At 38.9% G+C, this 26,039-nt stretch carries 24 protein-coding genes; 18 read left to right on the forward strand and 6 right to left on the reverse strand.

What is annotated here, in order from left to right:
- Window positions 1-196: 196 nt before the first annotated feature.
- Window positions 197-1,759, reverse strand: coding sequence for a BCCT family transporter (locus CD001_RS02900; RefSeq protein ID WP_096186124.1), 1,563 nt, complete (start codon window positions 1,757-1,759; stop codon window positions 197-199).
- Between the two features lie 254 nt (window positions 1,760-2,013).
- Here CD001_RS02900 and CD001_RS02905 point away from each other — a divergent pair, with 254 nt between their 5' ends.
- On the forward strand, window positions 2,014-2,241 hold the full coding sequence (locus CD001_RS02905; RefSeq protein WP_096186125.1) for a sigma factor G inhibitor Gin: 228 nt from the start codon (window positions 2,014-2,016) through the stop codon (window positions 2,239-2,241).
- A gap of 142 nt (window positions 2,242-2,383) precedes the next feature.
- Here the strand turns inward: CD001_RS02905 and CD001_RS02910 are convergent, their stop codons facing one another.
- The 4 genes from CD001_RS02910 to CD001_RS02925 form a co-directional block, all read right to left on the reverse strand.
- On the reverse strand, window positions 2,384-4,849 hold the full coding sequence (locus tag CD001_RS02910) for a S8 family serine peptidase (protein ID WP_096186126.1): 2,466 nt from the start codon (window positions 4,847-4,849) through the stop codon (window positions 2,384-2,386).
- 27 nt (window positions 4,850-4,876) lie between these two features.
- Window positions 4,877-6,289 (reverse strand): S8 family serine peptidase, encoded by a 1,413-nt coding sequence (locus CD001_RS02915; protein WP_257009692.1) that lies wholly within the window; start codon window positions 6,287-6,289, stop codon window positions 4,877-4,879.
- A 197-nt stretch (window positions 6,290-6,486) separates the two neighbouring features.
- Window positions 6,487-7,131, reverse strand: coding sequence for a response regulator (locus CD001_RS02920; protein WP_096186127.1), 645 nt, complete (start codon window positions 7,129-7,131; stop codon window positions 6,487-6,489).
- Window positions 7,124-8,962, reverse strand: coding sequence for a sensor histidine kinase (locus CD001_RS02925; RefSeq protein WP_096186128.1), 1,839 nt, complete (start codon window positions 8,960-8,962; stop codon window positions 7,124-7,126). The genes CD001_RS02920 and CD001_RS02925 overlap by 8 nt, the downstream gene beginning before the upstream one ends.
- Window positions 8,963-9,582: 620 nt before the next feature.
- On the opposite strand from CD001_RS02925, the gene CD001_RS02930 reads away from it, so the two are divergent.
- From CD001_RS02930 to rsmI, 9 genes are all read left to right on the forward strand, one after another.
- Window positions 9,583-11,028, forward strand: coding sequence for an aminotransferase class I/II-fold pyridoxal phosphate-dependent enzyme (locus tag CD001_RS02930; RefSeq protein WP_179298587.1), 1,446 nt, complete (start codon window positions 9,583-9,585; stop codon window positions 11,026-11,028).
- A 12-nt stretch (window positions 11,029-11,040) separates the two neighbouring features.
- The gene (gene tmk / locus CD001_RS02935) at window positions 11,041-11,679 is read left to right on the forward strand and encodes a dTMP kinase (RefSeq protein WP_096186130.1); all 639 of its coding nucleotides are present in this window, start codon (window positions 11,041-11,043) and stop codon (window positions 11,677-11,679) included.
- 182 nt (window positions 11,680-11,861) lie between these two features.
- A complete protein-coding gene (locus CD001_RS02940) occupies window positions 11,862-12,191 on the forward strand; it encodes a cyclic-di-AMP receptor (protein WP_096186131.1) in 330 nt (109 codons plus the stop codon).
- Between the two features lie 60 nt (window positions 12,192-12,251).
- Window positions 12,252-13,238, forward strand: coding sequence for a DNA polymerase III subunit delta' (gene holB, locus CD001_RS02945; protein ID WP_096186132.1), 987 nt, complete (start codon window positions 12,252-12,254; stop codon window positions 13,236-13,238).
- Between the two features lies 1 nt (window position 13,239).
- Window positions 13,240-14,067 (forward strand): PSP1 domain-containing protein, encoded by an 828-nt coding sequence (locus CD001_RS02950; RefSeq protein WP_096186133.1) that lies wholly within the window; start codon window positions 13,240-13,242, stop codon window positions 14,065-14,067.
- 15 nt (window positions 14,068-14,082) lie between these two features.
- Window positions 14,083-14,487, forward strand: coding sequence for a DNA replication initiation control protein YabA (yabA, locus tag CD001_RS02955; protein WP_142303539.1), 405 nt, complete (start codon window positions 14,083-14,085; stop codon window positions 14,485-14,487).
- Window positions 14,488-14,726: 239 nt separating this feature from the next.
- Entirely contained in the window at window positions 14,727-15,458 is a 732-nt protein-coding gene (locus CD001_RS02960) for a tRNA1(Val) (adenine(37)-N6)-methyltransferase (RefSeq protein WP_096186134.1), read from the forward strand.
- Window positions 15,448-15,735 carry a GIY-YIG nuclease family protein gene (locus tag CD001_RS02965; RefSeq protein ID WP_096186135.1) on the forward strand — a complete coding sequence of 96 codons (288 nt, stop codon included), beginning with the start codon at window positions 15,448-15,450 and terminating at the stop codon, window positions 15,733-15,735. Before CD001_RS02960 ends, CD001_RS02965 begins: the two co-directional genes overlap by 11 nt.
- Window positions 15,713-16,588 carry a 16S rRNA (cytidine(1402)-2'-O)-methyltransferase gene (gene rsmI, locus CD001_RS02970; RefSeq protein WP_096186136.1) on the forward strand — a complete coding sequence of 292 codons (876 nt, stop codon included), beginning with the start codon at window positions 15,713-15,715 and terminating at the stop codon, window positions 16,586-16,588. The genes CD001_RS02965 and rsmI overlap by 23 nt, the downstream gene beginning before the upstream one ends.
- A gap of 62 nt (window positions 16,589-16,650) precedes the next feature.
- Here rsmI and CD001_RS02975 read toward each other — a convergent pair whose 3' ends face one another.
- Window positions 16,651-16,938: an AbrB/MazE/SpoVT family DNA-binding domain-containing protein gene (locus tag CD001_RS02975; protein WP_096186137.1), complete on the reverse strand. Its 288-nt coding sequence runs from the start codon at window positions 16,936-16,938 to the stop codon at window positions 16,651-16,653.
- Between the two features lie 1,030 nt (window positions 16,939-17,968).
- Between CD001_RS02975 and metG the strand changes: the two genes are divergently transcribed.
- The 8 genes from metG to CD001_RS03015 all read left to right on the forward strand — a co-directional run bounded on the left by metG (window position 17,969) and on the right by CD001_RS03015 (window position 25,925).
- Entirely contained in the window at window positions 17,969-19,972 is a 2,004-nt protein-coding gene (gene metG / locus CD001_RS02980; RefSeq protein ID WP_096186138.1) for a methionine--tRNA ligase, read from the forward strand.
- A gap of 124 nt (window positions 19,973-20,096) precedes the next feature.
- Window positions 20,097-20,864, forward strand: coding sequence for a TatD family hydrolase (locus tag CD001_RS02985; RefSeq protein WP_096186139.1), 768 nt, complete (start codon window positions 20,097-20,099; stop codon window positions 20,862-20,864).
- Between the two features lie 220 nt (window positions 20,865-21,084).
- On the forward strand, window positions 21,085-22,320 hold the full coding sequence (locus CD001_RS02990; RefSeq protein ID WP_096186140.1) for a G5 and 3D domain-containing protein: 1,236 nt from the start codon (window positions 21,085-21,087) through the stop codon (window positions 22,318-22,320).
- Window positions 22,321-22,590: 270 nt separating this feature from the next.
- The gene (rnmV, locus tag CD001_RS02995) at window positions 22,591-23,166 is read left to right on the forward strand and encodes a ribonuclease M5 (RefSeq protein ID WP_096186141.1); all 576 of its coding nucleotides are present in this window, start codon (window positions 22,591-22,593) and stop codon (window positions 23,164-23,166) included.
- Complete coding sequence (gene rsmA, locus CD001_RS03000; RefSeq protein WP_096190468.1) at window positions 23,162-24,034, forward strand: 16S rRNA (adenine(1518)-N(6)/adenine(1519)-N(6))-dimethyltransferase RsmA; 873 nt, start codon at window positions 23,162-23,164, stop codon at window positions 24,032-24,034. The genes rnmV and rsmA overlap by 5 nt, the downstream gene beginning before the upstream one ends.
- Before the next feature lie 51 nt (window positions 24,035-24,085).
- On the forward strand, window positions 24,086-24,958 hold the full coding sequence (gene yabG, locus CD001_RS03005) for a sporulation peptidase YabG (protein ID WP_096186142.1): 873 nt from the start codon (window positions 24,086-24,088) through the stop codon (window positions 24,956-24,958).
- A gap of 268 nt (window positions 24,959-25,226) precedes the next feature.
- Window positions 25,227-25,487 (forward strand): biofilm formation stimulator Veg, encoded by a 261-nt coding sequence (gene veg, locus CD001_RS03010; RefSeq protein WP_096186143.1) that lies wholly within the window; start codon window positions 25,227-25,229, stop codon window positions 25,485-25,487.
- A gap of 258 nt (window positions 25,488-25,745) precedes the next feature.
- Window positions 25,746-25,925, forward strand: a complete 180-nt coding sequence (locus CD001_RS03015) for a small, acid-soluble spore protein, alpha/beta type (RefSeq protein WP_096186144.1) — start codon at window positions 25,746-25,748, stop codon at window positions 25,923-25,925.
- Window positions 25,926-26,039 lie beyond the last annotated feature (114 nt).

Raw genomic sequence — 26,039 nt, forward strand, 5'->3', positions numbered from 1 at the left:
AATGGTTTGTGTATCATTAATTTAGAATCATTCTAGTTAGCGGATAAAATGAAATTTTTACCGGATAAACTGAAAAATTCGCGGATAAACCATCAGATAAACCCGGATTTTCGCGGATAAACGATACATACGTCCACAACGACACAAAAAGTGACTGTCCTGAAGCGATATAATCGCAGTTAGGACAGTCGATGGTTTATTCTCTTTCATCAGGATAAATATAATACTTCGTACCAAACGTTTTCGGCATGTCAGCATTGACAGCACGCTTAAAGGAAACTGCGAGCATGATCATAATAAAAATGAGCGGGAACCCTCCGACAATGCTTGCTGTCTGTAGCGTTTCCAGTCCTCCTAAGTACATTAAAATAATCGAGGGAGTGGCTAAAATAATTGCCCAAAACATACGATTCCATCGAATTGGTTCATCGTCAATTTCTTTTTGCGTGACAGAGGCTAAAATGTATGAACCAGAGTCAAAGGTTGTAGCGAGGAACACAAGGGCAAGGACGACAAAGATTGTGACGAATATAGGACTCAATGGTAATTGGGCAATCGTTTCTATAATCGCTGCTTCTGTACTTACATTGTTCATCGTCTCGATTACTGAATACTGCCCGCTAAGTTCTAGATATAAACCAAAATTACCGAGGATCCCGAAAAATAATAAACAGCCGACTGTACCATAAACAAGCGTTCCGACAACCATTTCACGAATTGTTCGACCTTTTGAAATACGAGCAACGAACAAACCGACAAATGGTGCATAAACGAGCCACCAAGCCCAATAGAAGATCGTCCAATCTTCTGGAAAGCCTGTCCGTTCAAAAGGCCCTAAATCTTTAAAAGGTTCAGCCCACATGCTCATCCGAAAGAAATTGTCTGCTAATAGACCGACACTGTTGATCATTGACTGACTGAGAAAAACAGTTGGACCGACAATGAACACAAAGCCTAACAAGATGAATGACAGCCAGAGGTTTAGGTTACTGAGCATTCTAATGCCTTTTCGAAGTCCTGTGTATGAACTAATCGCAAAGATCGTTGTAGCGATAATGAGAACAATTGTATATAAGACAATATCTGGCTCAATGCCAGTAAAGTGACTAACACCAGCACCAATTAATGGAGTGGCTAATGCCATTGTTGTACCAGCTCCACCTAATAGACCAAACATAAATAAAACATCAACAATTGTCCCGACAGGACCGTCTGCATATTTTTTTAATACAGGTCTGCAAGCCTCACTTACTTTTAACACTGGACGTTTACGGACGTAAAAGAAATATGAAATCGGTAAAGCAGGTAAGCAGTAAATTGCCCATGCTATCGGTCCCCAATGAAAAATACCATATGTAACAGCCCATTCAATGGCTTCTCTTGTTCCTGGCTCGACTCCAAATGGCGGAGATTGATAATAAAAAGCCCACTCAATTGTCCCCCAATAGAGAACACTAGAACCGATCCCTGCAGCAAAGAGCATTGCTGCCCAAGTTAACGTATTAAACTCTGGCTGAACTCCTTTAGTTCCTAAAACAATACGTCCATACTGGCTAAAAGCGATGTATATTAAGAAAATGAAAAGCACTATTCCGATTAGTAAGTAAAGGACACCAAAGTTATGGGTTACGAAACTGTTCGCTGCTGTAATTGCCATGTCCCCAAATTCTGGTACAGTGATTAACGGTACTGCGACGATCAATAATATAGCTATAGCACCAATAAAAGTAGGCCAATCAATCAAACTTTTGTTATTCATAGCAGTCTCCTTTGTGTTAATCGAAATTACTTTGTGTAAGCTTTCGTAGTATGTATCAATCATTGCCAGTCTATTCTTGAGTAAGTCAAAATTAGAATGAAACAATTTTTTTAATTGAAAAGGTTGCATTTACTTTTTTATCGAGACAGGAACAAGGACGAAAAGTGTTGCATATAGTGAATCATCTATTTTCATAGATAAAAAGGATAGAGTTGTTCGTTCTCGGCCATACTATAAATGGAGGTGGAGAAACGATGAAAAGTATATTGAAAGAAGAAAAGAAAGATTGTTTCCAAGAATGCTTGATTTGTAAAGAGAAAAAAGAGGCAGGCATTCATTTAGTAAACTTCTTTATTTGTAAACATTGTGAAAGAGATGTTGTTGAAAGTGATGTTGAGGATGAAAGCTATGATTATTATGTCGAACAGCTCAGTCAGGTCCGAGATCAGCTGATTCCTTATCAAAGCAGTAGAGTGCATTAATGATTCGTTATCTGATAAAATGCCTGGTTTTCCATTTCACGAGAATCAGGCATGTTTTGTAGAAAAGAAAAAACACCGAAAAAAATCAGCCCAACTCTAATGGAGTAGGACTGATTTTTATTAAGGAGACTTCCATGATAATTTATTTCAAGAAAGCCTCGTAATAACGGACGATTGTTGCCGCATACTCACCACGCGTTACTTTGTGATCAGGTGAGAATGTTGCTGTGATTTCTGGTTCTAATGCGAAGTCATCTTGTTCTACATCGAAGTTGACATTCATTATGTTGAGATTGATGGCTAACTGAACATAGCCGCGAAGGTGTTCAGGTACATCATCTTGGTCTTCTAACACGATGTGCTCATCTTTGTATTGAACGGTAATATCACCATCAAAATCTTTTGCTTCCTCTTGTAAGCCTAGCGCTTGTACAAGAGAATAGGAGAGTTCTGCACGAGCTACATTACCACGTGGGTCAAATTGACCGTCATTGATTATCATGACACCATCGTCATATTGTTTCGCATCTTTTATTGCAGCTCCTTGTGAAGCGACAGCTGATGCATAGGCATCTAATTCACTATCAACACCTAATTGACCTGAAAGGTCGAGATTTTGTCGAATCCCTGTTCCCATCACGAGATAACGTGCTAAGTCTTCCCGCTTTATGTTTTGGTTTGGCATGAATCGGTTATCGTTGAAACCGTCGACTAAACGATTAGAAACAGCTAATTTAATCGCATCTTCCGCAGAATGCCCTTCAACATCGTTCAATCCAGTAAAGTCAGAAACGGTTGTTAGTCTGATAGTGCCTTCAACTTCTTCTGGTAAAGCAAGTCCAAGTGGGTTCACTTCATGTCCACGTAAACCGATGACTTTTAATTCCCACTCACCCTCTATTGGGTTACTCACTTGAACGACGCGATCAAAGTAAAGAGTGAATAAGAGTGAAACTCCTGATGAGTACTCTTCACCATTTGGATCAACAAGGACTAAGTTCACTGGGTTTCCAGTTAACTCATAGAGACCTTTCCCATCTATGCGTGCAGACAATCCAGCAACACCCTCTTCTACTTCAAAGAGGTAAGAATTTGACGTTGCACCGAGAGGGTCGTAATCAATTGTAAAGCTATTATGTTCTGTTGTTGTTTCAACATGACTGTTGAAGTCTTGATTGATATTTAATACTGAACCATAATCTTTATCGAAAAGAACGGAGTCAAGAGCAGCATATGCATTCACATAACCTGCACCAACTTCCCATGATTCATATCCTGGCATGTTTGTTGCTGTATTTTGCAGGATGGCTTTTACTTCATCGGGAGATAATGTTGGATCAGCTTCAAGTAATAAAGCAACAATTCCTGCTACGTGAGGAGTAGCCATTGACGTCCCGCTCATGACCGTGTAATACGGCAGATAAGCTGTTTCAATCATTTCAGCGTCTTTTTCCACACTTAACACTGCTAGAGGGGAGGTCGTTTTCGTTGAGATAATATCCACACCTGGAGCAACAACCGTTGGCTCATCTCTCCATGTGAATTCTTGACCATCAATGATGAATGTACCACCGCCATCTTTTGTTCCACGAGAAGAGAAATCTGCTAATGTCCCATCTTTGACACCAGCACCGACACTGATGACCCATGGTGCTTTTGCATATGGATTGTGTGTGTTCTCGCCAGGTCCAGAATTACCAGCAGCAAATAAGACGGTAATGCCACGGTCGTATGCTTTCTTACTTGCAACATTTATTGGATGGTAAGGATCAAAGTCTCCTGAACTTCCCCAAGAGTTAGTAATCACACGAATGTCATAACGAGTTTGGTTGGTTACGGCGTAGTCGAATCCGCCAATTCCATCAAGAATAAATAAAGCGGCTCCCGAACCGTAACCAATGAGGTCAGCACCTGGTGCAACACCTTCATATTTTCCGCCAGAATGAGCGCCTGTTCCACCTACAGTACCGGCTACGTGCGTTCCGTGCCCAGAGTTTGTGTCTGTATTTTTAACGTCTTCTACATAAGTGACAGGAAGTAATTCAGGATCTAAAGCGTTTAAATTCAATGAAGCCATAACATTTTGTACGAGGTTTTGACCAAATTCGTGGTCTTTATGTAGCCCATCGACACCACTATCATGGACGACAACTCCAACACTGTCACCAGTAAATGGGAAACCGTCATTTACATTTTGGAATTCTTGTGAGCGGCGAGCACGCTCAACACCTGTTAGATCTGTTGATTTGGCATTGAAATACTCAAGCTCTTCATTCAAATAAATTGAAAGAATATCGTCTTGTTCTTTTAACGTTTCAATTTGACTCTTAGTTGCTAATACGCCAGCGATTGGAAGAGTCTCCATAGTGACACCTGTTGAAATTCCTAATGAATCAAGGAAGTTCAATTGATCGTCTGATACAGGTTTATCTTGATCATACGTAATAATCACTTCATAAATTTCTAAGTTATTCTTTAATGCTTCTTCTAGTGACTCTCCAATTTTGACGTCTTGATTTGCGTGAATGCTGGAGTCACCGTTATAGAAAAAAAGGGCAATCACGAGTGATGCGACGATCGCACCAAACGATAAAATGTATCGTTTCAAATGATTTCATCCTTTCATAATTGATGATTATTTGTCGTTCATTGCTTCTTCCACAGCGTCATATGCATTGATAAATCCCCCGCCAACTTCCCAATCTTCATAACCTTCCATTTCAGTAGCGGTCGTTTCAATGATTTCCTTCACTTCTAAAGGGTTTAATGAAGGGTTAGCTTCGAAAATTAGGGCTGCTACACCTGCAACATGCGGTGCTGCCATAGACGTTCCACTCATTGTTGCATAATAAGGCAAATAGCCGGGCTCAATGTGTTCAATATCGTTTGCCGCTGATAAGGCGGAAAGTGTCCCAATAACGCGTGTTGAAATGATTAAACGTCCTGGTGATGTCACGGTTGGACGGTCAACCCACTCCCATTCTTCCCCATCAACAACAGCGGTGCCGCCGCCATTTTCCACACCACGAGATGAGAAGTTTGTCAGTGTTTGATCACGTTCTGCTGCTGCAACAGTCACGACCCAAGGAGCTTTCTTGTAGTTACCAGAAATTGTTCCTTCTTCTGGACCAGAGTTACCGGCAGAAAAGACTGTTAAAATGCCCCGATCATACAATTTTTTCGTTGCGATGTTAATTGGATCCTCTGGGTTGAACGGATTACCAGCATCTCCTGTTGAACCCCAGGAGTTTGTAATAACGCGGATATTGTATCGCTGTTGATTTACAAGCGCATATTCAAAACCGCCTAAAATATCTAACATCGCAATCGCTGCACCTGAACCGTAACCAACGATATTCGCTCCCGGAGCAACACCTTCGTATTTACCGCCAGATTTAGCACCTGTTCCACCTACGGTTCCTGACACATGTGTGCCGTGACCAGAGCTAGTATCTGTGTTCGGTACATCTTCAAGGTGAAAAATTGGTAAGATCCCACTAATTGAGTTTAAATTTAATTGTCCCGCCACATTTTGAACGAGATTGTTGCCTAATTTATGGTCATCATGAGTTCCATCAACGCCACTGTCGTTTACTACAACCCCAACACCATTACCAGTGATTGGGAATCCGTCATTTTCCTTTTGGAAATCTGAACTCGTTCTAACAGCATTTACACCAGTTTGTTCCGTTGCACTGTAATTATCGTACTCAAGCTCCTGGTTATAAAAGATCCCTCTAATCTTTTCATGTTCAATCACGTTGAAGAGAAGTTCTTCCGTTACAATCGCACCTGCTAAAGGTAATTCTTCGAACACAACAGCTGTTTCTAACCCGAGTTTCTTAAGAAGTGAGATTCGGTCATCTTGTGTTGATTCGTGGAAAGTAATAACAACTTCGGCAGTATTAAAGCCACTGCTTATTAAATCATTTAGCTCACTGTCAATTTTATCGAGGTTAGCATCGAGAGCTTGTGAAGACCCATTATGTAACATCGTAATCAATAAGATTAAAGCTAAGCTTAGGGTGAAAATGAGAAATTTTTTCACGACGATCCCTCCTTTCAAGAAGAGTATATGTTTTCTGAAAATTATTAACAATTGTGCGTTTGGGTATAAAAAGTGACCCATAAGTAGTGTTTGTATCATACGAAAGTATTAGAGAGGTCAGGGAATCAAAGGGGGGAAAAAAAAAACACCCAAACCTTTTTAAGTAAGGGTGTACGAATAATGCCCGACTAAGTGAATTATTTCGGTGGAATCGTAATGAGTTTATTTTGAACTGCATGAATAATCGCTTGAGAACGGCTTTTTACATTGAGCTTACGGAAGATTTTACTTACATGAATCTTAACGGTTGTTTCAGATATATAAAGTCGCTTCGCAATTTCCTTGTTTGATAAGCCTTCTACTAGAATTTGTAGTACTTCTTTTTCGCGATCGGTTAATTCTGCTTTCGTCGAAGCCGTATGTTTGTTTTGATGGTAATCGATCAATTTCTTTGTCATGATGGAATGAATGTAAGATTCACCTTTATGAATAACGAATACAGCTTCAATCACTTGTGAAGTTGGCGAATCTTTTAACACGTAACCTTCTGCTCCTAGTTCAATCGCTCGGTAAAAATAGTTTTCCTGACTAAACATCGTTAAGATCAACACTTTCATCGATGGGTCCATTTCTTTAATTTCTGCAAGTAAGTCCAACCCATTTTTCTCAGGCATATTGATGTCTAAAATGACGACATCAGGGTTGCTCGATTTCAAATTATCTAAAATTCGATCATGAGCATTGGATTCTCCGACAACTTTAATGGTAGCTTCTGCTTGTAAAACATTTTTAAGACCGTCCCGCAAAACGGCGTGATCATCAATCAAAAAGGTTTTAATCATGTTTCGATGCCTCCATTTCAATCCGAGGGACAGTTAATGTGATTTCTGTACCTTTGCCCTCCGCACTTTCAATATCTAATGTGCCGTTAATTTTTTCTGCGGCTTCATTCATATGGCTGATGCCGAAATGGGAATCCTGTTCGGCTTTTATCATAGCTTGAAGGAGCGAAAAGCCTTGTCCATCATCTTTTACACATAATACCGTTTCATCTTGTTTATATGCTAGTCGGACGTGTGTTTGTTCACTTCCGCTATGTTTAATACTGTTTTGAACACTCTCTTGGAACGTATTGTAAATGACTTGTTCCACTAACGAACTTAAATCATATGGTTTTCCTTCAATTTTGAAAGAGACGTAATGTTGTGATTGGCGCATAAAAGTTTCAATACGTTTATTCATAGCAGGAATCAGTCCGACCGTTTCTTCTTTAGGTGGACTGAGCGTGTAAATGGAATTTCGAACTTCAAACAAACTATGACGCATGTTTTCAATGCTCGAGTCTAGTAACGGTTTTATACGTTGGTCGTTCGTTTTTCTCCCCATCGTTTCTAATTGCATGACCGCTGCTGCTAAATTCTGAGCAATCCCGTCATGAATGTTTCTAGCAATTCGGTTCCGCTCTTCTAACAATCGGTGTTCTTCTTGTTCTTGAATAAGCTTTCGAGTGACGAGGACAGCGGCCAATTGATTCGACACGGTCGCAAGAATATTAATTTCTGTTTCCATGAAACTATTTGTTCGTGCTTTGGCGACAATGATTAATCCAATAGTGTTTTGGTTCATTTTAATCGGTGTGTAAATGAATGACTCCATATCTTCACTAAATAGTCTTTGTAGAGGCCCCCCGTTCTGGTCTTTACGACTTTTATAAAAGATCTGTTCTTCCCAATTGACCTTATTAATTTCTTTCTCTTCTAAACCCAAATCTTGAATTGGATGATCATGGTGTGCAACTCTCCATTCTTCATCCTCTTTAAAAATAAGAAGGGACTGATCAAATACCATATGTTCTTTAAATTTAATCATGAAAGCGGAAAGTCCTTCTTCTTTTAGAATGAACTTATTCAAATCTCTCGTTAAATGGAAGAGTCGCTTTAACCGGTTTCGACCGGATTTGATCCGCATGAAACTTGAGCCGATAATCGATAAACCAACAAGGGGTGAGAAAAAGAAAAAGTAAGAGAAAATATCGATATGACCTCGGTCTTCGGCGGATATGACGTACAGCAAGATCCCGTAAATTAATGAAAACAAGGCACTATTTAATTCTGTCTTGAGTTTTGTTTTCCATGCAGTGAATGTGTATGCTTGTGGCCTTAACAGAAGGACCACATCAAAAATAGCGTTATTGATAAGGACATGAATAATTAAAAATGTCGTAAAGATCACAATGCCTTCTAAAACTGGAGTGGTGAGTGAACTAAGTATGTAAGTCGATAAAAAGGTGGCGACTAAATATCCAGCATAAAAACTAAGTATCAATTGCGCGGGGTTAAATAATACCGTCCGAAATGGGCGTTTTTGTAAAGCGTGGACAACCAAAATGACGACACCATAAGTCACAATGGCATATTCGATGCCATAAACGAGATAGAGGACGTAGACGATTGGGAAATTGATGGTCGTAAAGCCGTTCCATACAGGGATCGGAAAGTATTCAGTAATTCCAATCAATAAAGCGAATAACAGTAAAATGACAAATGCTGTTTCAAGCTGAGGCAGCTGGAATAATTGAATCATGTATAAAAGACCACCTAAAATCGTGGTCGTATACATAAAACTTTTCGCAAACAGCTCTTTTTGTGCATATGCAGGTGTGAGTGGTGTCATTGTATTCCTCCGCCTGAACTCATTATTAAAGGATGTTCAAAAAGTCTGGGAATAATAGCTTTCGTATCTCTGCGTTGACTCGTTTATCGTTACTCACGTATGAACACCATACGTTCCGCCACTCAAAACTTCGCAGCCTTGAAAAACACTGTCTCTTCTTCTTCAAGCTGAGCTTTGTCGTGTATCCGACAACCGGATAAAACGTAACGTCCTGTTCGTCGAGACAACTCGATAGGTCAGGTCTTCAGCTAAACTCCCCGCGTCCTGCGGGAACGCCGAAGTTACCATATCCGTGTAGAAGTTCTTTATGTGACGCTTGTGGCTCTTTTTGTCCCACTTTTGAACACAAACTATTACTAATTTGATATTGATTGATAGACGTGTACCTAAGGTCTTTGTCATCGTTTTTTATGGTCATCAATCAACATGTTTTCTTTAAATTCTATCACATACAAGTGATATCGAATATAGCTCATAATGATGCTTAATTAAACAAGTGGCACTGTTCGCTAATATGCCATAGGGGACATAATTTGGTCATTTCTTGTTTGATGCCTATATAATGTTACTGATATTTTGTATAATGGTGAAAGTATGATTTTGTGAAGGTTGGAATGTTAATGGACCAATTCAAAACACCATTATATGACCAATTAATGACACATGTAGATAAAGCCCCTTTATCCTATCATGTACCAGGCCATAAAAATGGTAAAGTCTTTCATAAGAAAGGACAAAATGTATATGAGGCGATTTTACAGCTCGATGTGACGGAAATCTCCGGAATGGATGATTTACACAATCCAAGTGGAGTCATTAAAGAAGCACAACAGTTAGCAGCCGATCTGTATGAAGTCGATCACAGTTTTTTCTTAGTTGGCGGTTCAACGGTTGGAAACCTCGCAATGATCCTTAGTGTCGTTCAGCGAGGAGACACCGTTTTAGTTCAGAGGAACAGTCATCAGTCGATTTTTCATGGGATTGAGCTGAGTGGAGCGAAACCCGTTTTTCTCGAACCCGAAATAGATTCTATGACCGGACTGCCCTTAGGTGTTTCAGTAGAGGTCGTGGAAGAGGCAATTCAAAGGTATCCAGAGGCAAGTGCTCTTATCCTAACGAACCCTACTTATGAAGGATACGGTCAATCATTAAAAAAGCATGTCGCGGCTGCCCATAAAGTAAATATTCCTGTCCTTGTCGATGAAGCGCATGGAGCTCATTTCGTGTTTAATAGTGAAAGCTGGCCAGAATCGGCCATTAAAGCAGGGGCAGATATCATTGTCCATTCTGCTCATAAAATGCTTCCGTCGATGACGATGACGTCTTTTTTACATATTCAAAATGAACGTGTTGAAGTCGAATCAGTCAGTCATTATTTAAAAGTACTGCAATCAAGCAGTCCGTCTTATCCATTATTAGCTTCATTAGATTTGGCAAGAGCGTATTTATATCAGCAAAAAATAGACAGTTCTCATGAAGAAGTGAAGAAGGAAGCAATAACATTTAAACAACATTTTCAAGGAGACTTACAATGGAAGTCAGCACCTGAAGAAGTCGGTGCTTTCGTACAAGACCCTTTGAAAGTATTGTTATTCAGTCCATTTGGAGCAAATGGGTATGAACTGAGGCGTCAATTGGAAACATTACAAATATTTGCCGAGTTTTCAACACGAGACAACGTTTTGTTCACATTACCGTTATCAACAAAGATAAAAAACTATCCAGTAACTGAAATGGTTGAGCTTTTTCAAAAGAAAAATGAAACGAAAACAAACCCATACCGGCCGATTATAAAAAAATCAAAGCTTATTTCTGAAGCGACATGTTTGCCTGAAGAAATAAGAAAGATAGATACATTTCTAGTTCCATATGAAAAGGCAGTCGGATATATAGCTGCTGAGACAATTACTCCTTATCCACCAGGGGTTCCGCTTATATTTAAGGGCGAAATGATTTGTGAAGAGCAGTGTAGTCAGTTAAAGCGATATGATCAAGCCCATAGTTATTTTCAAACTGGAGATAAATGGAGAAAGCAAGGAATTTTAGTCGTTAATTTACATAGATAGGAGAAATGAGCAGTGAATGGTTTATTTATTACATTTGAAGGTGGCGAAGGAGCAGGTAAAACAACTGTTCTAAAGTCCATAATGGAAACATTACAAAAGCAAGGGAAAAAGGTAATGGCAACAAGGGAGCCAGGGGGAAGTGCGATTGCAGAAAAGATTCGACATATTATATTGGATCCTGAACATAACGAAATGGACGCTCGAACGGAAGCACTTCTTTATGCAGCTGCGAGAAGACAGCACCTTGTCGAAACCGTACTTCCGAAACTAGAAGAAGGCTATATCGTTCTTTGCGACCGTTTTATTGACAGTAGTATCGTTTATCAAGGTGTTGCAAGAGGAATCGGGGTTGAGGAAGTCCGTCAAATGAATCTTTTTGCGACTGACGGGTTAATGCCTCATCTCACTTGCTATGTCGATATCGAACCTACGATAGGATTAAAACGTATAGAAGGACATAAAGGCCGTGAATATAATCGGCTAGATCAAGAAGAGATTGATTTTCATTTCATGGTAAGAAGAGCTTATCAGAAGCTGGCAAGCGAAGAACCTACCCGGATAAAGACAATTGATGGAGGAGAATCGTTAGAATCGGTTGTTCAACATACGTATCATGTCATTGAGCAATTTTTAAACAAAGGTGATTGTTAATCTTCGTGTTAAAAGTTCATTCATAATCTAAGTCGAAAATGTTACGCAACGTTTGTTTCTTGTTATAATACAATATATAATAAAATCACTTTCACTGATGAGAGGTTGGGAAAAAGAATGGCATTCCATTGACTGCTCTTTTGCTCACTCTTTATAGAAAAGAAAGTAAGGAGGAGAAACGAATGAAGTTAATAATGGCTGTTGTGCAAGATAAAGATAGTAACCGTCTTTCAGATGCGCTGATAGAAAATGATTATAGAGCAACTAAACTTGCAAGTACAGGCGGTTTCTTAAAAGCGGGTAACACTACCTTTATGATAGGTACCGAAGATCAACATGTCGATCAAGTCCTCCAGATTATAAAAGATAATTGTCAATCAAGAGAACAGCTTGTTGCGCCGATTTCGCCGATGGGTGGGAATGCGGATTCGTATGTTCCATATCCAGTGGAAGTGCAAGTCGGTGGAGCAACAGTTTTTGTTTTACCTGTTGAACAGTTTGAAAAATTTTAACGTTTGTTCAAAATTCGATGCTTTTTGAACTTGATTTAAATAGTAGAAGGTGGATTAGCCATGTCTTGGGAAAGGTTAGAAGGAACACAGCCCACCGTTGTTAAGATGCTTACGAACAGTCTTAAAAAAAATAGACTAGCTCATGCCTACCTTTTTGAAGGTAGTCGAGGGACAGGGAAAAAAGAGGTTGCTATTGAGTTAGCAAAATCTTTTTTCTGTATAGACAAGGACGGAGTAGAACCTTGTCATACTTGTACTGAGTGCAAGCGAATTGATTCAGGAAACCATCCAGATGTTCATTATATTCGTCCTGACGGCCAGTCGATAAAAGTTGACCAGATTCGTCAGTTAAAAAAAGAGTTTAGCTATCGGGGAATGGAATCTTTGAAAAAAGTGTATCTTGTAGAAGATGCAGAAAAAATGACGAACGGTGCAGCAAATAGTATTTTGAAATTTCTTGAAGAACCTGGTGGTGAGTCATTAGCTGTCCTTATGACAACACAATACCACCGGGTCATAAAGACGATCGTTTCCAGGTCACAAATACTCACATTTGCACCCCTTTCACCTGAACGATTAATTCATAAATTAGTAGATGATGGAATTTCTGAGGCACAAGCACGTGCAGTAGCCCAAATAACCGCTGATTTGGAAGAAGCACGGCAGTTTTGCCAGGATAATTGGATTGCAAATGGAAGAAACAAAGTGATACAATTAATTGATGAGATTTATTTGCGCCCAAAGTACGCATTCATTACTTTACAAGATGGATGGATACCATTTTTTCAAGATAAAAAAGAAATGCAAATTGGCTTAGACTTAATGATGATTTGGTATAGAGATATTTTGCGTATACAAGTCGATCAAAAGGATCAGGTTGTTTATATAGATCAATTAGACAAATTGGAAGACCATGCTTTAAAGCAAAGTCAGAGGAAGCTGGGAGCAAACCTCCAAGCGGTAATGAATGCGAAACGTAGGTTGGATGCAAATACCGCTCCCCAGCTATTAATGGAGCAATTGCTCCTTCGTTTACAGGAGGGATAACGTGCATCGAGTAGTAGGTGTCCGGTTTAAAAAAGCTGGGAAGATTTATTATTTCTCACCCGGTGAAATAGATATACAAGTTGATGATTACGTCATCGTTGAAACGGCTCGTGGAATCGAGTTCGGTAAAGTCGTAATAGGTATAAAAGAAGTCGATGAAAACGATGTCGTACTTCCATTAAAAAGTGTTCTTCGTCTTGCAACTGAAAAGGACAAGCTTATCGTGGAAGAGAATCGTGAAGAATCACAGAAAGCGTTTGAAGTCTGCTTAAGCAAAATTACTGAGCACGATTTAGACATGAAGCTTGTCGATGTTGAGTATACATTTGACCGAAATAAAGTACTCTTTTATTTTACAGCAGACGGTCGAATTGATTTCCGTGAACTCGTTAAAGATTTGGCATCCATTTTTCGGACACGCATTGAATTGCGCCAAATCGGGGTTCGCGATGAAGCGAAGATGCTCGGTGGGATAGGGCCATGTGGAAGAATGCTTTGCTGTTCGACATTTTTAGGGGATTTTGAGCCAGTCTCTATTAAGATGGCTAAAGATCAAAACTTGTCACTTAATCCTACAAAAATTTCCGGTCTGTGCGGTCGACTCATGTGCTGTTTGAAATATGAAAACGACATGTATGAGTCGGCTAAGAAAGAACTGCCAGATTTAAATGAGGAAATGAAAACGAGTTATGGCAAAGGGAAAGTCGTTGGTTTGAACATGCTGGAGCGTCTCGTCCAAATCGAGATTTACGAATCAAAGCGAGTCATCGAATATACGTTAGATGAGCTCATGAATGAAGGAGCCATCACCACGGAAACCACGAAATAATGAGGTGTGGGAATCGTGAATAAAAAAGAAATCTTTACACGTGTCAGTCAAATGGAAGAACGAATTGGTGGTCTTCATCATGAGTTAGGAGAGCTAAAAGAACAGTTAGCTTTTCTGCTCGAAGAGAACAACCATTTACAGATGGAAAATGAAAATTTGCGGACGCGAATGAACAAGGAAGCTGTAAAAGTAAAAGAAACAGTAGAAAAAGATACATCTCACCACGAAGAAGCGAATGAAAAAGCAAATCGTGTACAAGGTGATTATGGTGAAGGCTATGATAATTTAGCTCGCCTTTATCAAGAAGGTTTTCACATTTGTAATTATCATTATGGCAGTATTCGTCAAGAAGGTGACTGTTTATTTTGCTTATCCTTTTTAAATAAAGGTACAGCAGCTACTAGTAGTAAGGCTAAATAATAATTAATGGTTAGATAAACGTTAAAGCTGGTTCCTAAGATTGACTCTTGTTAAATCTGTAAATCGATTAAAGATTTGCTATGATGTGATAAGAGGAGTCGATGTGAACCAGCTTTTTTCTTGTATTGTGCAAGAGGCAAAGAGCATTAAAAAAGCCTGCCAAAAAAGGAGGGTAATCGAAGCACAGCCGCCCACTTTTAGGAACGAGGTAAACGATCATAAAGAAAAGGATACGAATAATGAGTCCGAATAATAAAGAACGAATCGATTATATGCCAGGTAAACAACGATATATTTATCAAAGAAGCGATGTCTTCTCGTTTTCAATGGATGCCGTCTTACTAGCCAAATTTACGAGCCTTCCTCGTAACGGGAAAGTGATCGATTTATGTGCCGGCAACGGAGCAGTACCACTAATTATGTCTTTACGTACCGATGCATCGATTCTTGCTGTCGAAATTCAAGAACTGCTATGTCATTTAGCCCAAAAAAGTATTCAGTTAAACGGTTTAGATCAGCAAATTCGAATGATTAACAAAGATATAACCAATTTATCGACTGAAGTGATGTGGGGAAAATATGATACAGTAACGTGCAATCCGCCGTATTTTCCTGTTACACACGATAAAGGGAAAAATGAAAATGAACGTGTCTCACTTGCCCGGCATGAAGTAGCTTGTACGCTTGAAGATGTTATCCAAATCGCATCGAGGCTCGTAAAGTCATATGGGAAAGTCGCATTGGTCCACCGTCCCGAACGAGTCGTTGACATCTTTTCTCTCATGCGAAAGTATAAAGTAGAACCTAAAAGGCTTCAGTATGTGCACCCGAAAGCAGGGAAAGAGGCTAATATGGTACTCGTCGAAGGTGTACGTGACAGGAAGCAAGGATTAAAAACACATTCACCGTTATTTGTATATGAAGAAGGGCAACAATATACAAAGGAGTTTAAAAAGCACTATGAAGGATGATAAACATTTTGTGTACATTTTAAAATGTAAAGATGACACGTTTTATACAGGTTACACAACCGATGTACAAAGGCGGCTAAAACTACATGAACAAGGAAAAGGCGCAAAATATACGAGAGGAAGGTCCCCGCTTCTCGTTGTACATGAAGAATGTTTTCCTACAAAAAGTGAAGCGTTACAGCGGGAACATGAAATCAAGCAATTATCTCGTGGTGAAAAGCGAGCATTAATAGAAGAAAAAAAGGTGGAAACGAATGAACGTTCAAAAAAGTTATAGAGAAAGAGAAAAAGGTCAACTGTACTTAGTGCCGACGCCAATTGGAAATCTGCAAGATATGACATTTCGCGCTGTAGATATGTTAAAGGAAGCAGATCTGATCGCCGCAGAAGACACGAGACATACGAGAAAATTATGTCATGCTTTTGACATTGATACACCGCTAATTAGTTACCATGAGCATAATAAACATGAGCGGGAAGATGAATTAGTAGAAAGAATGAATGGTGGCCAAATTGTAGCTTTAGTAAGTGATGCTGGGATGCCGGCTATATCAGATCCTGGTGCAGACTTAGCTGCACGGTGTATCGAGGAAGGCTTATCCGTCATTCCGTTACCAGGTGCAAACGCTGTTCTTCCTGCATTAGTTACATCAGGGTTATCAACAGAGGCATTCACTTTTCTTGGCTTTTTGAATAGGAAGAAGAAAGAAAAAGAGCAAGCTTTAAATGAGTGGAAGCTGGTTAAAAGTTCGTTAATTATTTATGAGGCTCCGCACAGAATAAAAGAGACCGTACAATCAATCATAAAAGTACTAGGAAATCGGCAAATTGCCCTTTGCCGTGAGTTGACAAAGCAGTATGAAACGATTATAAGAGGGAAAGCAGAAGAGGTTTTAACTGAAATTGAACATTCTGGTATAAAAGGAGAGTGTGTTCTCGTTATTGAAGGAGCATCAGATAAAGATGTAAATGAAGCTTCTGTACCAGCATGGTGGGAGAACATCACTATAAAAGAACATGTCGAACACTATATTGATCGGGGAGAAGGATCAAAAGAAGCGATTAAAATGACTGCGAAAGATCGCGGAATGCCAAAAAGAGAAGTGTATCAAATCTTCCATGTAACATAGAAAGATAAGAAAAAGCTAGGCGATGTGGTCATCGTCTAGCTTTTTCTTGTAATTGTTATGTTTTATTTTTCTTGAGTAGTAATGTAATTTTCTAGTTCTTTCATAATTTCACGAGCGCCAGACGGGCTTAAAATAATCTTTCCATCAGCAATAGATAAGTTGCTGTCAGATACTTCCCCAGTTACTTGACAAGTCATGTTAGGTTTATATTTTTTAAGAACGATACGGTCATCATCGACATAAATTTCAAGAGCATCTTTCTCAGCAATGTCTAAAGTACGGCGTAGCTCGATAGGGATAACTACACGTCCTAATTCATCAACTTTACGTACGATTCCAGTAGATTTCATAATTAACAATTCTCCTCCCGATACGATAATGTATTTTTATTGTCAACAGTTGTCATAGTTCGACAAATTTCTCTACAATTTTAGAATACCAACATTTCCAAAAGAAGTCAATTGAAAATTGTTTTATGAACAAACTTATTATGATCAGATCATAGTATCAGCTAATAGAATACTGTTATGACAGTTTTCGCATTAGATCTTTTTAAACTTTGAAACTTATAGATCTGAATATAATAAATAGATAGGTTCATGTAAAAAATATCTAAAAAGGTAATATTTTTTACTGTTATGATTATTTTTCGACAAAAATCAGTAAAATATGTCGGTTGTTTAGTAAATATTTATAAAAAAGACAATCGCCCCCTTTTTATTCGTAAACCTTAGAGCCAAATGCGCCAACGTTATCCAGTCTATACCCAATTTGGTTATTCCTGTAACATCATAACTGTGAAAAAAAATGTAATTTTCGACTTTTTCAATTGGTGATAATACGTGAGCCACAGAGAAACGAGTCAATGCACAGAATCAAAAGCTATTTTTTCCCGAATTTTTTGAACAACCTCTTATAGAGAACTTGACACGCTTAAATACGTTATGTATATTCTGATTACAAGAAAAACATTGAATAACCTTTTTTCTTCGATGACAGGATGAGTAAAAAGCAATGTTCATGACAGAGAGCCAGGGGAGCTGAAAACTGGTATGAGCAGAACTTTTGAATATGGTCCTTTGAGAAGTTTTCTTTCGAGCGTTATTGACAGTTAAGTGTAGCGGGAATTTGACCGAACATACTTGATTTTCAATGTGTAAGGGGGAAACGTTACCCAGCGTTACTTGGGTTTGTTGCAAAGCTTTCTTTTGCAGCTACTCGAGACTGCCTTTTATAAAAGCAGTGAATTTGGGTGGTACCGCGTGAGTTTACTCTCGTCCCATGGTGGACGGGAGTTTTTTTCGTCCCCAAATCGTTTGAACAACCATGAATGTTGGAACAATGAAATTGAAAGTTATGAGTGTAGAAGGAGGAAATAAAATGCCAGAAGAAAAAAAATCATTTTATATTACAACGCCGATTTATTACCCAAGTGCAAAGCTTCATATTGGTCATGCTTATACAACAGTAGCCGGTGATGCTATGGCACGCTATAAACGGCTGCGCGGGTATGATGTCACATATTTAACAGGTACAGATGAACATGGGCAGAAAATCGAGCAAAAAGCAAAAGAAAAAGGTGTGACACCGCAAGCGTTCGTTGATGATATCGTTTCAGATATTCAAAGTCTATGGAAAAAGCTAGACATTTCCTATGACGATTTTATTCGAACAACAGAGGAACGTCATAAAAAAGTCGTTGCAAAGATCTTTGATCAATTGCTAGAGCAAGGTGATATTTATTTAGATGAATACGAAGGCTGGTACTCTATATCAGATGAAACGTTTTATACAGAAACTCAGTTAGATGACAAAGAATATGACGCAAACGGCAATGTAATCGGGGGAAAGAGTCCAGACAGTGGGCACCCTGTCGAAAAAGTGAGAGAGCAATCATATTTCTTCCGGATGAGTAAGTATGCAGACCGCCTGTTAGAGTTTTATGAAGAAAATCCAGAGTTCATTCAACCAGAATCGCGTAAAAATGAGATGATTAATAACTTCATTAAACCAGGTCTTGAAGATTTAGCAGTCTCACGGACATCATTCGATTGGGGAGTGAAAGTGAATAAGGATCCAAAGCATGTCGTTTATGTATGGATTGATGCTTTATCAAACTACATTACTGCTTTAGGATATGGTAGTGAAAATGATGAGAAATATCATAAATTCTGGCCAGCAGATGTTCATTTAGTCGGAAAAGAAATCGTTCGCTTTCATACGATTTACTGGCCAATTATGTTAATGGCATTAGGCCTTCCTTTACCTAAAAAAGTATTTGGACACGGATGGCTGTTAATGAAAGACGGAAAAATGTCTAAATCAAAAGGAAATGTCGTTGATCCTGTCCCGTTAATTGACCGTTACGGGCTTGATTCACTTCGATACTATTTATTACGTGAAGTACCTTTCGGATCAGACGGCGTTTTTACACCAGAAGGCTTTGTTGAGCGTGTCAATTATGATTTAGCAAATGACCTAGGGAATTTACTTAACAGAACAGTAGCGATGATTAACAAGTATTTCGACGGTGAAATTCCTCAGTATGTAAAAAATGCAACACCTGTTGATGAATCTCTCGTTGAACTTGTCCATGCTACAGTCGATAAAGTGGAGAAATCGCTTGAAGATATGGAATTCTCCGTTGCTCTCACTGCGATCTGGCAATTAGTGAGCAGGACGAACAAGTATATTGATGAAACACAGCCATGGATTCTTGCAAAAGATCCTGATGCAAAAGAGCAGTTAGGGTCAGTTATGTATCATTTAGCTGAATCATTGCGCTATATTTCAGTGTTAATTCAGCCATTTATGACAGAGACTCCTAAGAAAATTTGGAGTCAATTAGGTATTACTGAAGAACAAGTGACGTGGGAGTCAATCCAGTTGTTTGGACAATTAAAAAGCGGGTTGACCGTTGTTCGTAAAGGTGAGCCTTTGTTCCCGCGCTTAGATGTAAAAGAAGAGGTGACTCACATTGTTGAAACGATGGGTGGCACAGTTGTAACGGAAGAAGAAAAGAAAGAAGAGGAACAAAACAGTGTAGAAGTTCCAGACGTTGAAGAAATCACGATTGATGATTTTACGAAAGTCGATTTACGAGTGGCGCAAGTAATAGAAGCTGAAAAAGTGAAAAAAGCGGATAAATTGTTGAAAATCCAATTGGATTTAGGCTATGAAAAGCGTCAAGTCGTTTCTGGAATTGCGAAACATTATGATCCTGAAGAACTTGTCGGCAAAAAAGTTATCTGCGTAACGAATCTAAAGCCAGTGAAACTTCGAGGTGAGTTGTCACAAGGGATGATATTAGCAGGATCGAACGGTGACGAGTTAACCTTGGCAACAGTAGAAAACTCATTGCCGAATGGATCTCAAGTAAAGTAAATGATATAAATTGAGGCTGTCTCATACTTTGTAAGGGCGTTTTCATACAATGATGAATTCAACTTGTGTGAAAGCGCACCGTTGAGACAGCCTTGTTGTTGATCTAAATAAGGAGGACGTAAGCGTGCTATTTGATACACATGTTCATTTAAATGCAGATCAATTCGAAACGGATACAGAAGAAACGATTGCAAGAGCTAGAGATGCTGGAGTTAAACAGATGGTGGTCGTTGGATTCGATGAAAAAACAATATTAAAAGCGATGGAACTTGTTGAGAGTGAAGAAGGTTTATACGCAGCTGTCGGATGGCATCCGGTGGATGCGATTGATTTAGAGCAAAGACATTTAGATTGGATTGAACAGTTAGCAGCCCACCCAAAAGTGGTTGCCATCGGAGAAACAGGTCTTGATTATCATTGGGATAAATCACCTAAAGACGTACAAAAAGAAGTGTTTCGAAAACAAATTCATTTAGCAAAAAAAGTTAACCTTCCGATTATTATTCATGATCGTAATGCGCATGAAGATATTGTGGAAATATTAAATGAGGAAGATGCCAAAGAGGTCGGGGGCATAATGCATTGTTTCGGAGGGGACTTAGACATTGCTAAAAAGTGTCTGGATATGAATTTTCATATTTCATTTGGCGGTCCTGTTACATTTAAAAATGCAAAACTGCCAAAAGAAGTCGTAAAAGAAATCCCGTTAGACCGGCTTTTAATAGAAACAGATGCGCCTTTCCTTGCGCCACATCCATATCGCGGGAAGCGAAACGAGCCTGCTTATGTAAAATTAATTGCAGAACAAATTGCTGAACTAAGAGAAATGGATTTTGAAGATTTTTCCGAGCAAACGACATTAAATGCCCAAAGACTTTTCGGCCTAATTTGATAATAGAATTCCTCGAAACATGGATGAACATGTCCAAATAATGGATTAAAATCTTTCGTTCTACAATGTCCTATCTTTGCATAGAGTAGTCTTGTCGATAGTTTTTTCTTTCCTATTCATTTTCTTTATATCATAATGTCTAGGTAAGAGTTCTCAGAATTTTAATTGACAAGGTGGTGAGATAGAGGTATAATTCGGTTTCTGAGGGAGGGGTTCAACCATGAATCAATGGATGAAGCGTTTTCTCTCCAAGTTTACATGGAGAAAAATTGCCATATCCAGCATAGGCCTCATAGTTATGATGGGGATTATCGGCTTTGCGACTTATGAGCTGACAAAAACTTCAGTGACCGTCAAAGCAGAAACAGAAGAAACGATATATACCCATGCATCGACTGTTGGAGAGGTATTGAAAGAACATGGAATTGATGTAAGAGAACATGATTATATCGAACCATCTTTAGATACAGCTATCACCGAAGCCATGAATATCGAATATATACCTGCACAACAAATTGTCGTAAACCTTGATGGAGATATGAAAACTGTTTGGACGACAGCTTCAACCGTTCAAGAGCTTATGGACGAATTGGATGTGGAGGTAACAGAACATGATTTAATTGAACCATCATTAGATGAAGAGTTGACAGCAGACACAAATATTACGTTTGAAGAGGCTTTTCTCGTTACATTAATTAGTGATGGTGAGGAACATGAACGTTGGACGACTTCGACAACGGTCGCTGACTTTTTAGAGAGAGAAGACATTGCTCTAGGAGAGATGGATCGCGTTGAACCATCAGCAGATGAATCGCTTAATGGCGAAGCTGATGTTCAAGTCATTCGTGTAGAAAAAGTCACCGATGTTGTTGAAGAATCAGTAGACTTTGCAACAGTAACCGAAAATGATTCTTCGTTAGAAGAAGGATCTGAACAAGTTGTTCAAAGCGGAAAAGATGGTAAAATCGAAAAACATTACGAAGTGACCCTCGAAGATGGAGAAGAAGTTTCGAGAGAACTTGTTAAAGAAGATGTCGTAAGAGATAGTGAAGACCGTATCGTAGCTGTTGGAACGAAAAGTCCAACGCCGACTGTCTCCCGTAGCTCATCTTCTAATAACAGCTCGTCATCTAGTGATTCATCATCGAGCAGTTCATCTTCTAAAGGAAGCTGGCAATCGTTTAACGCCACTGCGTACACAGCTAACTGTAACGGATGCTCTGGTGTAACAGCAACAGGTATTAATTTACATGACAATCCAGATGCAAAAGTGATAGCAGTCGACCCAAGTGTTATCCCGCTAGGATCTCAAGTAGAAGTGAAGGGTTATGGGACTTACTTAGCTGCTGATACTGGTGGAGCGATACAAGGTAATAAGATTGATATTTTTATGCCTGATAGTGGTGATGTCAGTTCATTCGGAAGAAGAACGGTTGAAATTCGAGTACTTGAATAGCTTTAATGACTTATTATAGATAGGCACAGAGATTCTTCTCTGTGTTTTTTTCTTGCTCATTATCACATCTAAATAATGAAGTTCAGTTTCATGAGGCATTATGATATCATTCAATATATTAGACGTATCAATGGTGAAAAAGTTTCACAAAAGATAAAATAAATTTCAAATTTCAATTGTTTTCATGGATAATGTGCTTTTGAGACATCAATTTGATGTAATTGATCACAATATAAAAGAAAACAGGCGACAAATCTAGGGGAACGGTTTATGGTAAAAACATTTATTAAAGAGATGATCGTTGTCGAAGGGAAGAGTGATACGAATGCTCTTCGTCATACGGTTGATTGCGATACGATTGAGACGAATGGCTCTGCTGTAAGTGAAGATGTCATTCATCAAGTTCAGTTGGCAAAAGAACGGCGTGGGGTGATCATCTTTACAGATCCAGATTATCCAGGTGAGAAAATACGTAAAACGATTGATCGGGCTGTTCCAGGATGTAAACACGCTTTTTTAAAAAAAGCAGATGCAATCGATAACCGCAAGAAAAAAGTCGGTGTCGAGCACGCTTCAAAAGATGATATCCTCGCAGCTTTACAGCAGGCGAAGCCGTCTTATACAAATGACGGTGATGCACTGATTACACATACTGACTTAATTACAGCGGGTCTCCTTGCCGGTAAAGGGGCTAAACAGCGCCGTGAAAAGCTTGGGGCAACCTTGAAAATCGGGTATACAAATGGAAAACAGCTATTAAAACGCCTTCATCAGTTTAGAGTAACGAAAGAGGAATTTATCGCTGCTTTACAACAAATAGAAAGGGAGCAGTCGAATAATGATTGAGAAAGACATCGCTACACCGAAACGAACGAAAGAGATTCTAGAAAAATATGGTTTTTCCTTTAAGAAAAGTTTAGGACAGAACTTTCTTATTGATACGAATGTGCTTCACAGAATTGTTGAAGCATCGAATGTAACAGATGCTTCTGGAGTTATTGAGATTGGACCTGGGATCGGTGCGCTTACAGAGCAAATTGCAAAACGAGCAAAAAAAGTAGTCGCATTTGAAATTGATCAACGGTTACTTCCGATTTTAAAGGATACACTTTCGCCTTACGAGCATGTCCATATTATCCATCGTGATGTACTTAAGGCAGATGTCAGTCAAGTAATTACTGAACAATTTAAAGGGTATGATGATCTAGCCGTCGTGGCGAACCTTCCTTATTATGTGACGACACCGATATTAATGAAAATACTAGAAGAAAAGCTTCCTGTACGAGCAATTGTCGTCATGATTCAAAAAGAAGTCGCTGAACGAATCGCAGCAGAGCCGAATAGTAAAGAATATGGTTCCCTCTCTATTGCAGCTCAGTATTATGCGGAAGCGAAGACCGTTTTTACTGTACCAAAAAGTGTTTTTGTTCCTCAGCCTAATGTTGATTCTGCGATATTACGTCTTACTTTAAGAGATGAACCGCCAGTAGATGTGCCGGATGAGGAATTCTTTTTTGACATTGTAAGAGCATCATTTAAGCAAAGGCGTAAGACGATATTAAATAACTTGTCCAAGCATTTTAATTTGCCGAAAACAGAGATTGAAGGTTATTTAAATGATGCGAATGTTGAGTCAAGGAGAAGAGGAGAATCCTTATCTATGGAGGAATTTGCTTTGTTAAGTCATGTCCTCTACGCAGTACTTTACAAATAGTAGCATTAAAACGCCTTCTCGCATACGTTATCGTGTGAGGAGGCGTTTGTCATGTCATCGATAAAAGAAGGGAATATTGTAGGACGCTCGTCTTATAATTGTGATATTGTCTTTCGTGTAAAGCAGGTTGAAGGAAATACAGCTATTTTACATGGGGAGGATATGCGGCTTATTGCAGATGCCCCTTTAAAAGACTTGATTATACTTGAAGAAACAGAAAGAAAAAAACGTGAAAATCATCAAAAAGCAAAGGAAGAAAATTGCTATCAGCTTTTCCGACAGGAGCGAAAATTAATTCGAGAAAAAACGGAATTTGAAGTAACATCAGGCTATACAAAAAAAAACGACTATTTTGAAGTTCCTGGCAGAGTGCTTCATATTGATGGTGATCCTCTTTATTTAAAAAAGTGTACGGAAGTATATGATAAATTAGGTGTTCCGGTATACGGGGTTCATGTAAAGGAAAAAGAGATGCCGTTACAAACGGCCTCTTTAATTGAAATGGTACGTCCTGATATTCTTGTTATTACAGGACATGACGCTTATTCGAAAAACAAAGGGTCTAAACAGGATATGAAAGCATATCGCAACTCACGTCACTTCGTTGATGCGGTAAAAGAGGCGAGGAAAGTGGTTCCTTATATGGACCATTTAGTTATTTTTGCTGGTGCTTGTCAATCACATTTCCAATCGATCTTAAAGGCAGGAGCAAATTTTGCCAGTTCACCTGAGCGGATTAATATTCATGCTCTAGATCCTGTGTATGTCGTGTCAAAGGTAAGCCTGACTCCTTTTATGGAACGCGTTGGAATATGGGATATTTTAAAAATTTCGTTGACAGGGGAAAAAGGATTAGGCGGTGTAGAAACGAATGGAGCTTTAAGAAGAGGGATGCCATTTTACCATCAAAAGGAAGAAGAGTAACATATTTCCATATAAAACAGGGGCAGCTCAAAGTACTAACTTTGGAGGCAGCCCTTTTTTCGTTTTATTATCCAATTGATTTGGAAATTCGTCAAATTTAGTGGTTTCATTTATGAGTCATATACATATTTTTCAGAATTTGACACATTATAAGGGAAGAAGTCTGAAAAAAATAGTTGACACATAATGTAGTCCATTGTTATAATTTTAGTTTTATTTGACAATGTTCGTTCGATGTGGTAAGCTATTGAATAGTGAGGTGTAGTCAATGGCAAAAACTTTAATTGAGATTAAACGTTCTTTAGATGAAAATGTCGGTAAGCGAATTACGATTCAAGCAAACGGCGGAAGAAAAAAGATGATTGAACGCTCAGGTTTATTAGAAGGCACGTATCCTGCGGTATTTACGATTAAGTTAGATGAAGATCAAAATACAGTCGAACGTGTGTCTTACAGCTACACAGATATTCTTACAGAAACAGTAAAGTTAAGCGTATGTGAGGAAGCTAAAGCAACTGAACAAGTATAAGAGAAGGTAAAGAAAAAGTACCTCTAGCTTGTTTCTTTTGAACAGGCTCACTCGTAAGAGCAATTGCTCAAGAAAAGGTCTAATAATCGTGTGAATGATTATAGATTCTTTTTTGGGCAATTGTTTTTTTTTGTTTTTCACTCCTTTTTTGTGAAGTGACTTCTTTTTATAGGGGGAATAGGTAAACATTCACTTCGGTATTCGATCCATTTCAGGGAACAATAAAGTTGTCACAGCTTATGGAAGGGGTTGTTTCGCATGGGTAGGAGAAGAAGCGTCATGTCAGACCGCTTTAAGGAAGAACTAGCGAAGGAGCTTGGCTTCTATGATACCGTTCAACAAGAAGGTTGGGGCGGAATTAAAGCGCGGGATGCAGGTAACATGGTGAAACGTGCGATAGAATTAGCAGAGCAACAGCTATCCGAAGAGAAACGTTAAACATGCTGTGACAAAAGCCAAAGTATATACTGCTTTGGCTTTTTCATTCAGATAGACTAGTCTCGCCTGTGAACAAATGGTAAAATAACGAAAGTAACTGTGACGGAAATGTAG

It is taken from the genome of Evansella halocellulosilytica, assembly GCF_002335745.1.
Classification (GTDB): domain Bacteria; phylum Bacillota; class Bacilli; order Bacillales; family Salisediminibacteriaceae; genus Bacillus_CA; species Bacillus_CA halocellulosilytica.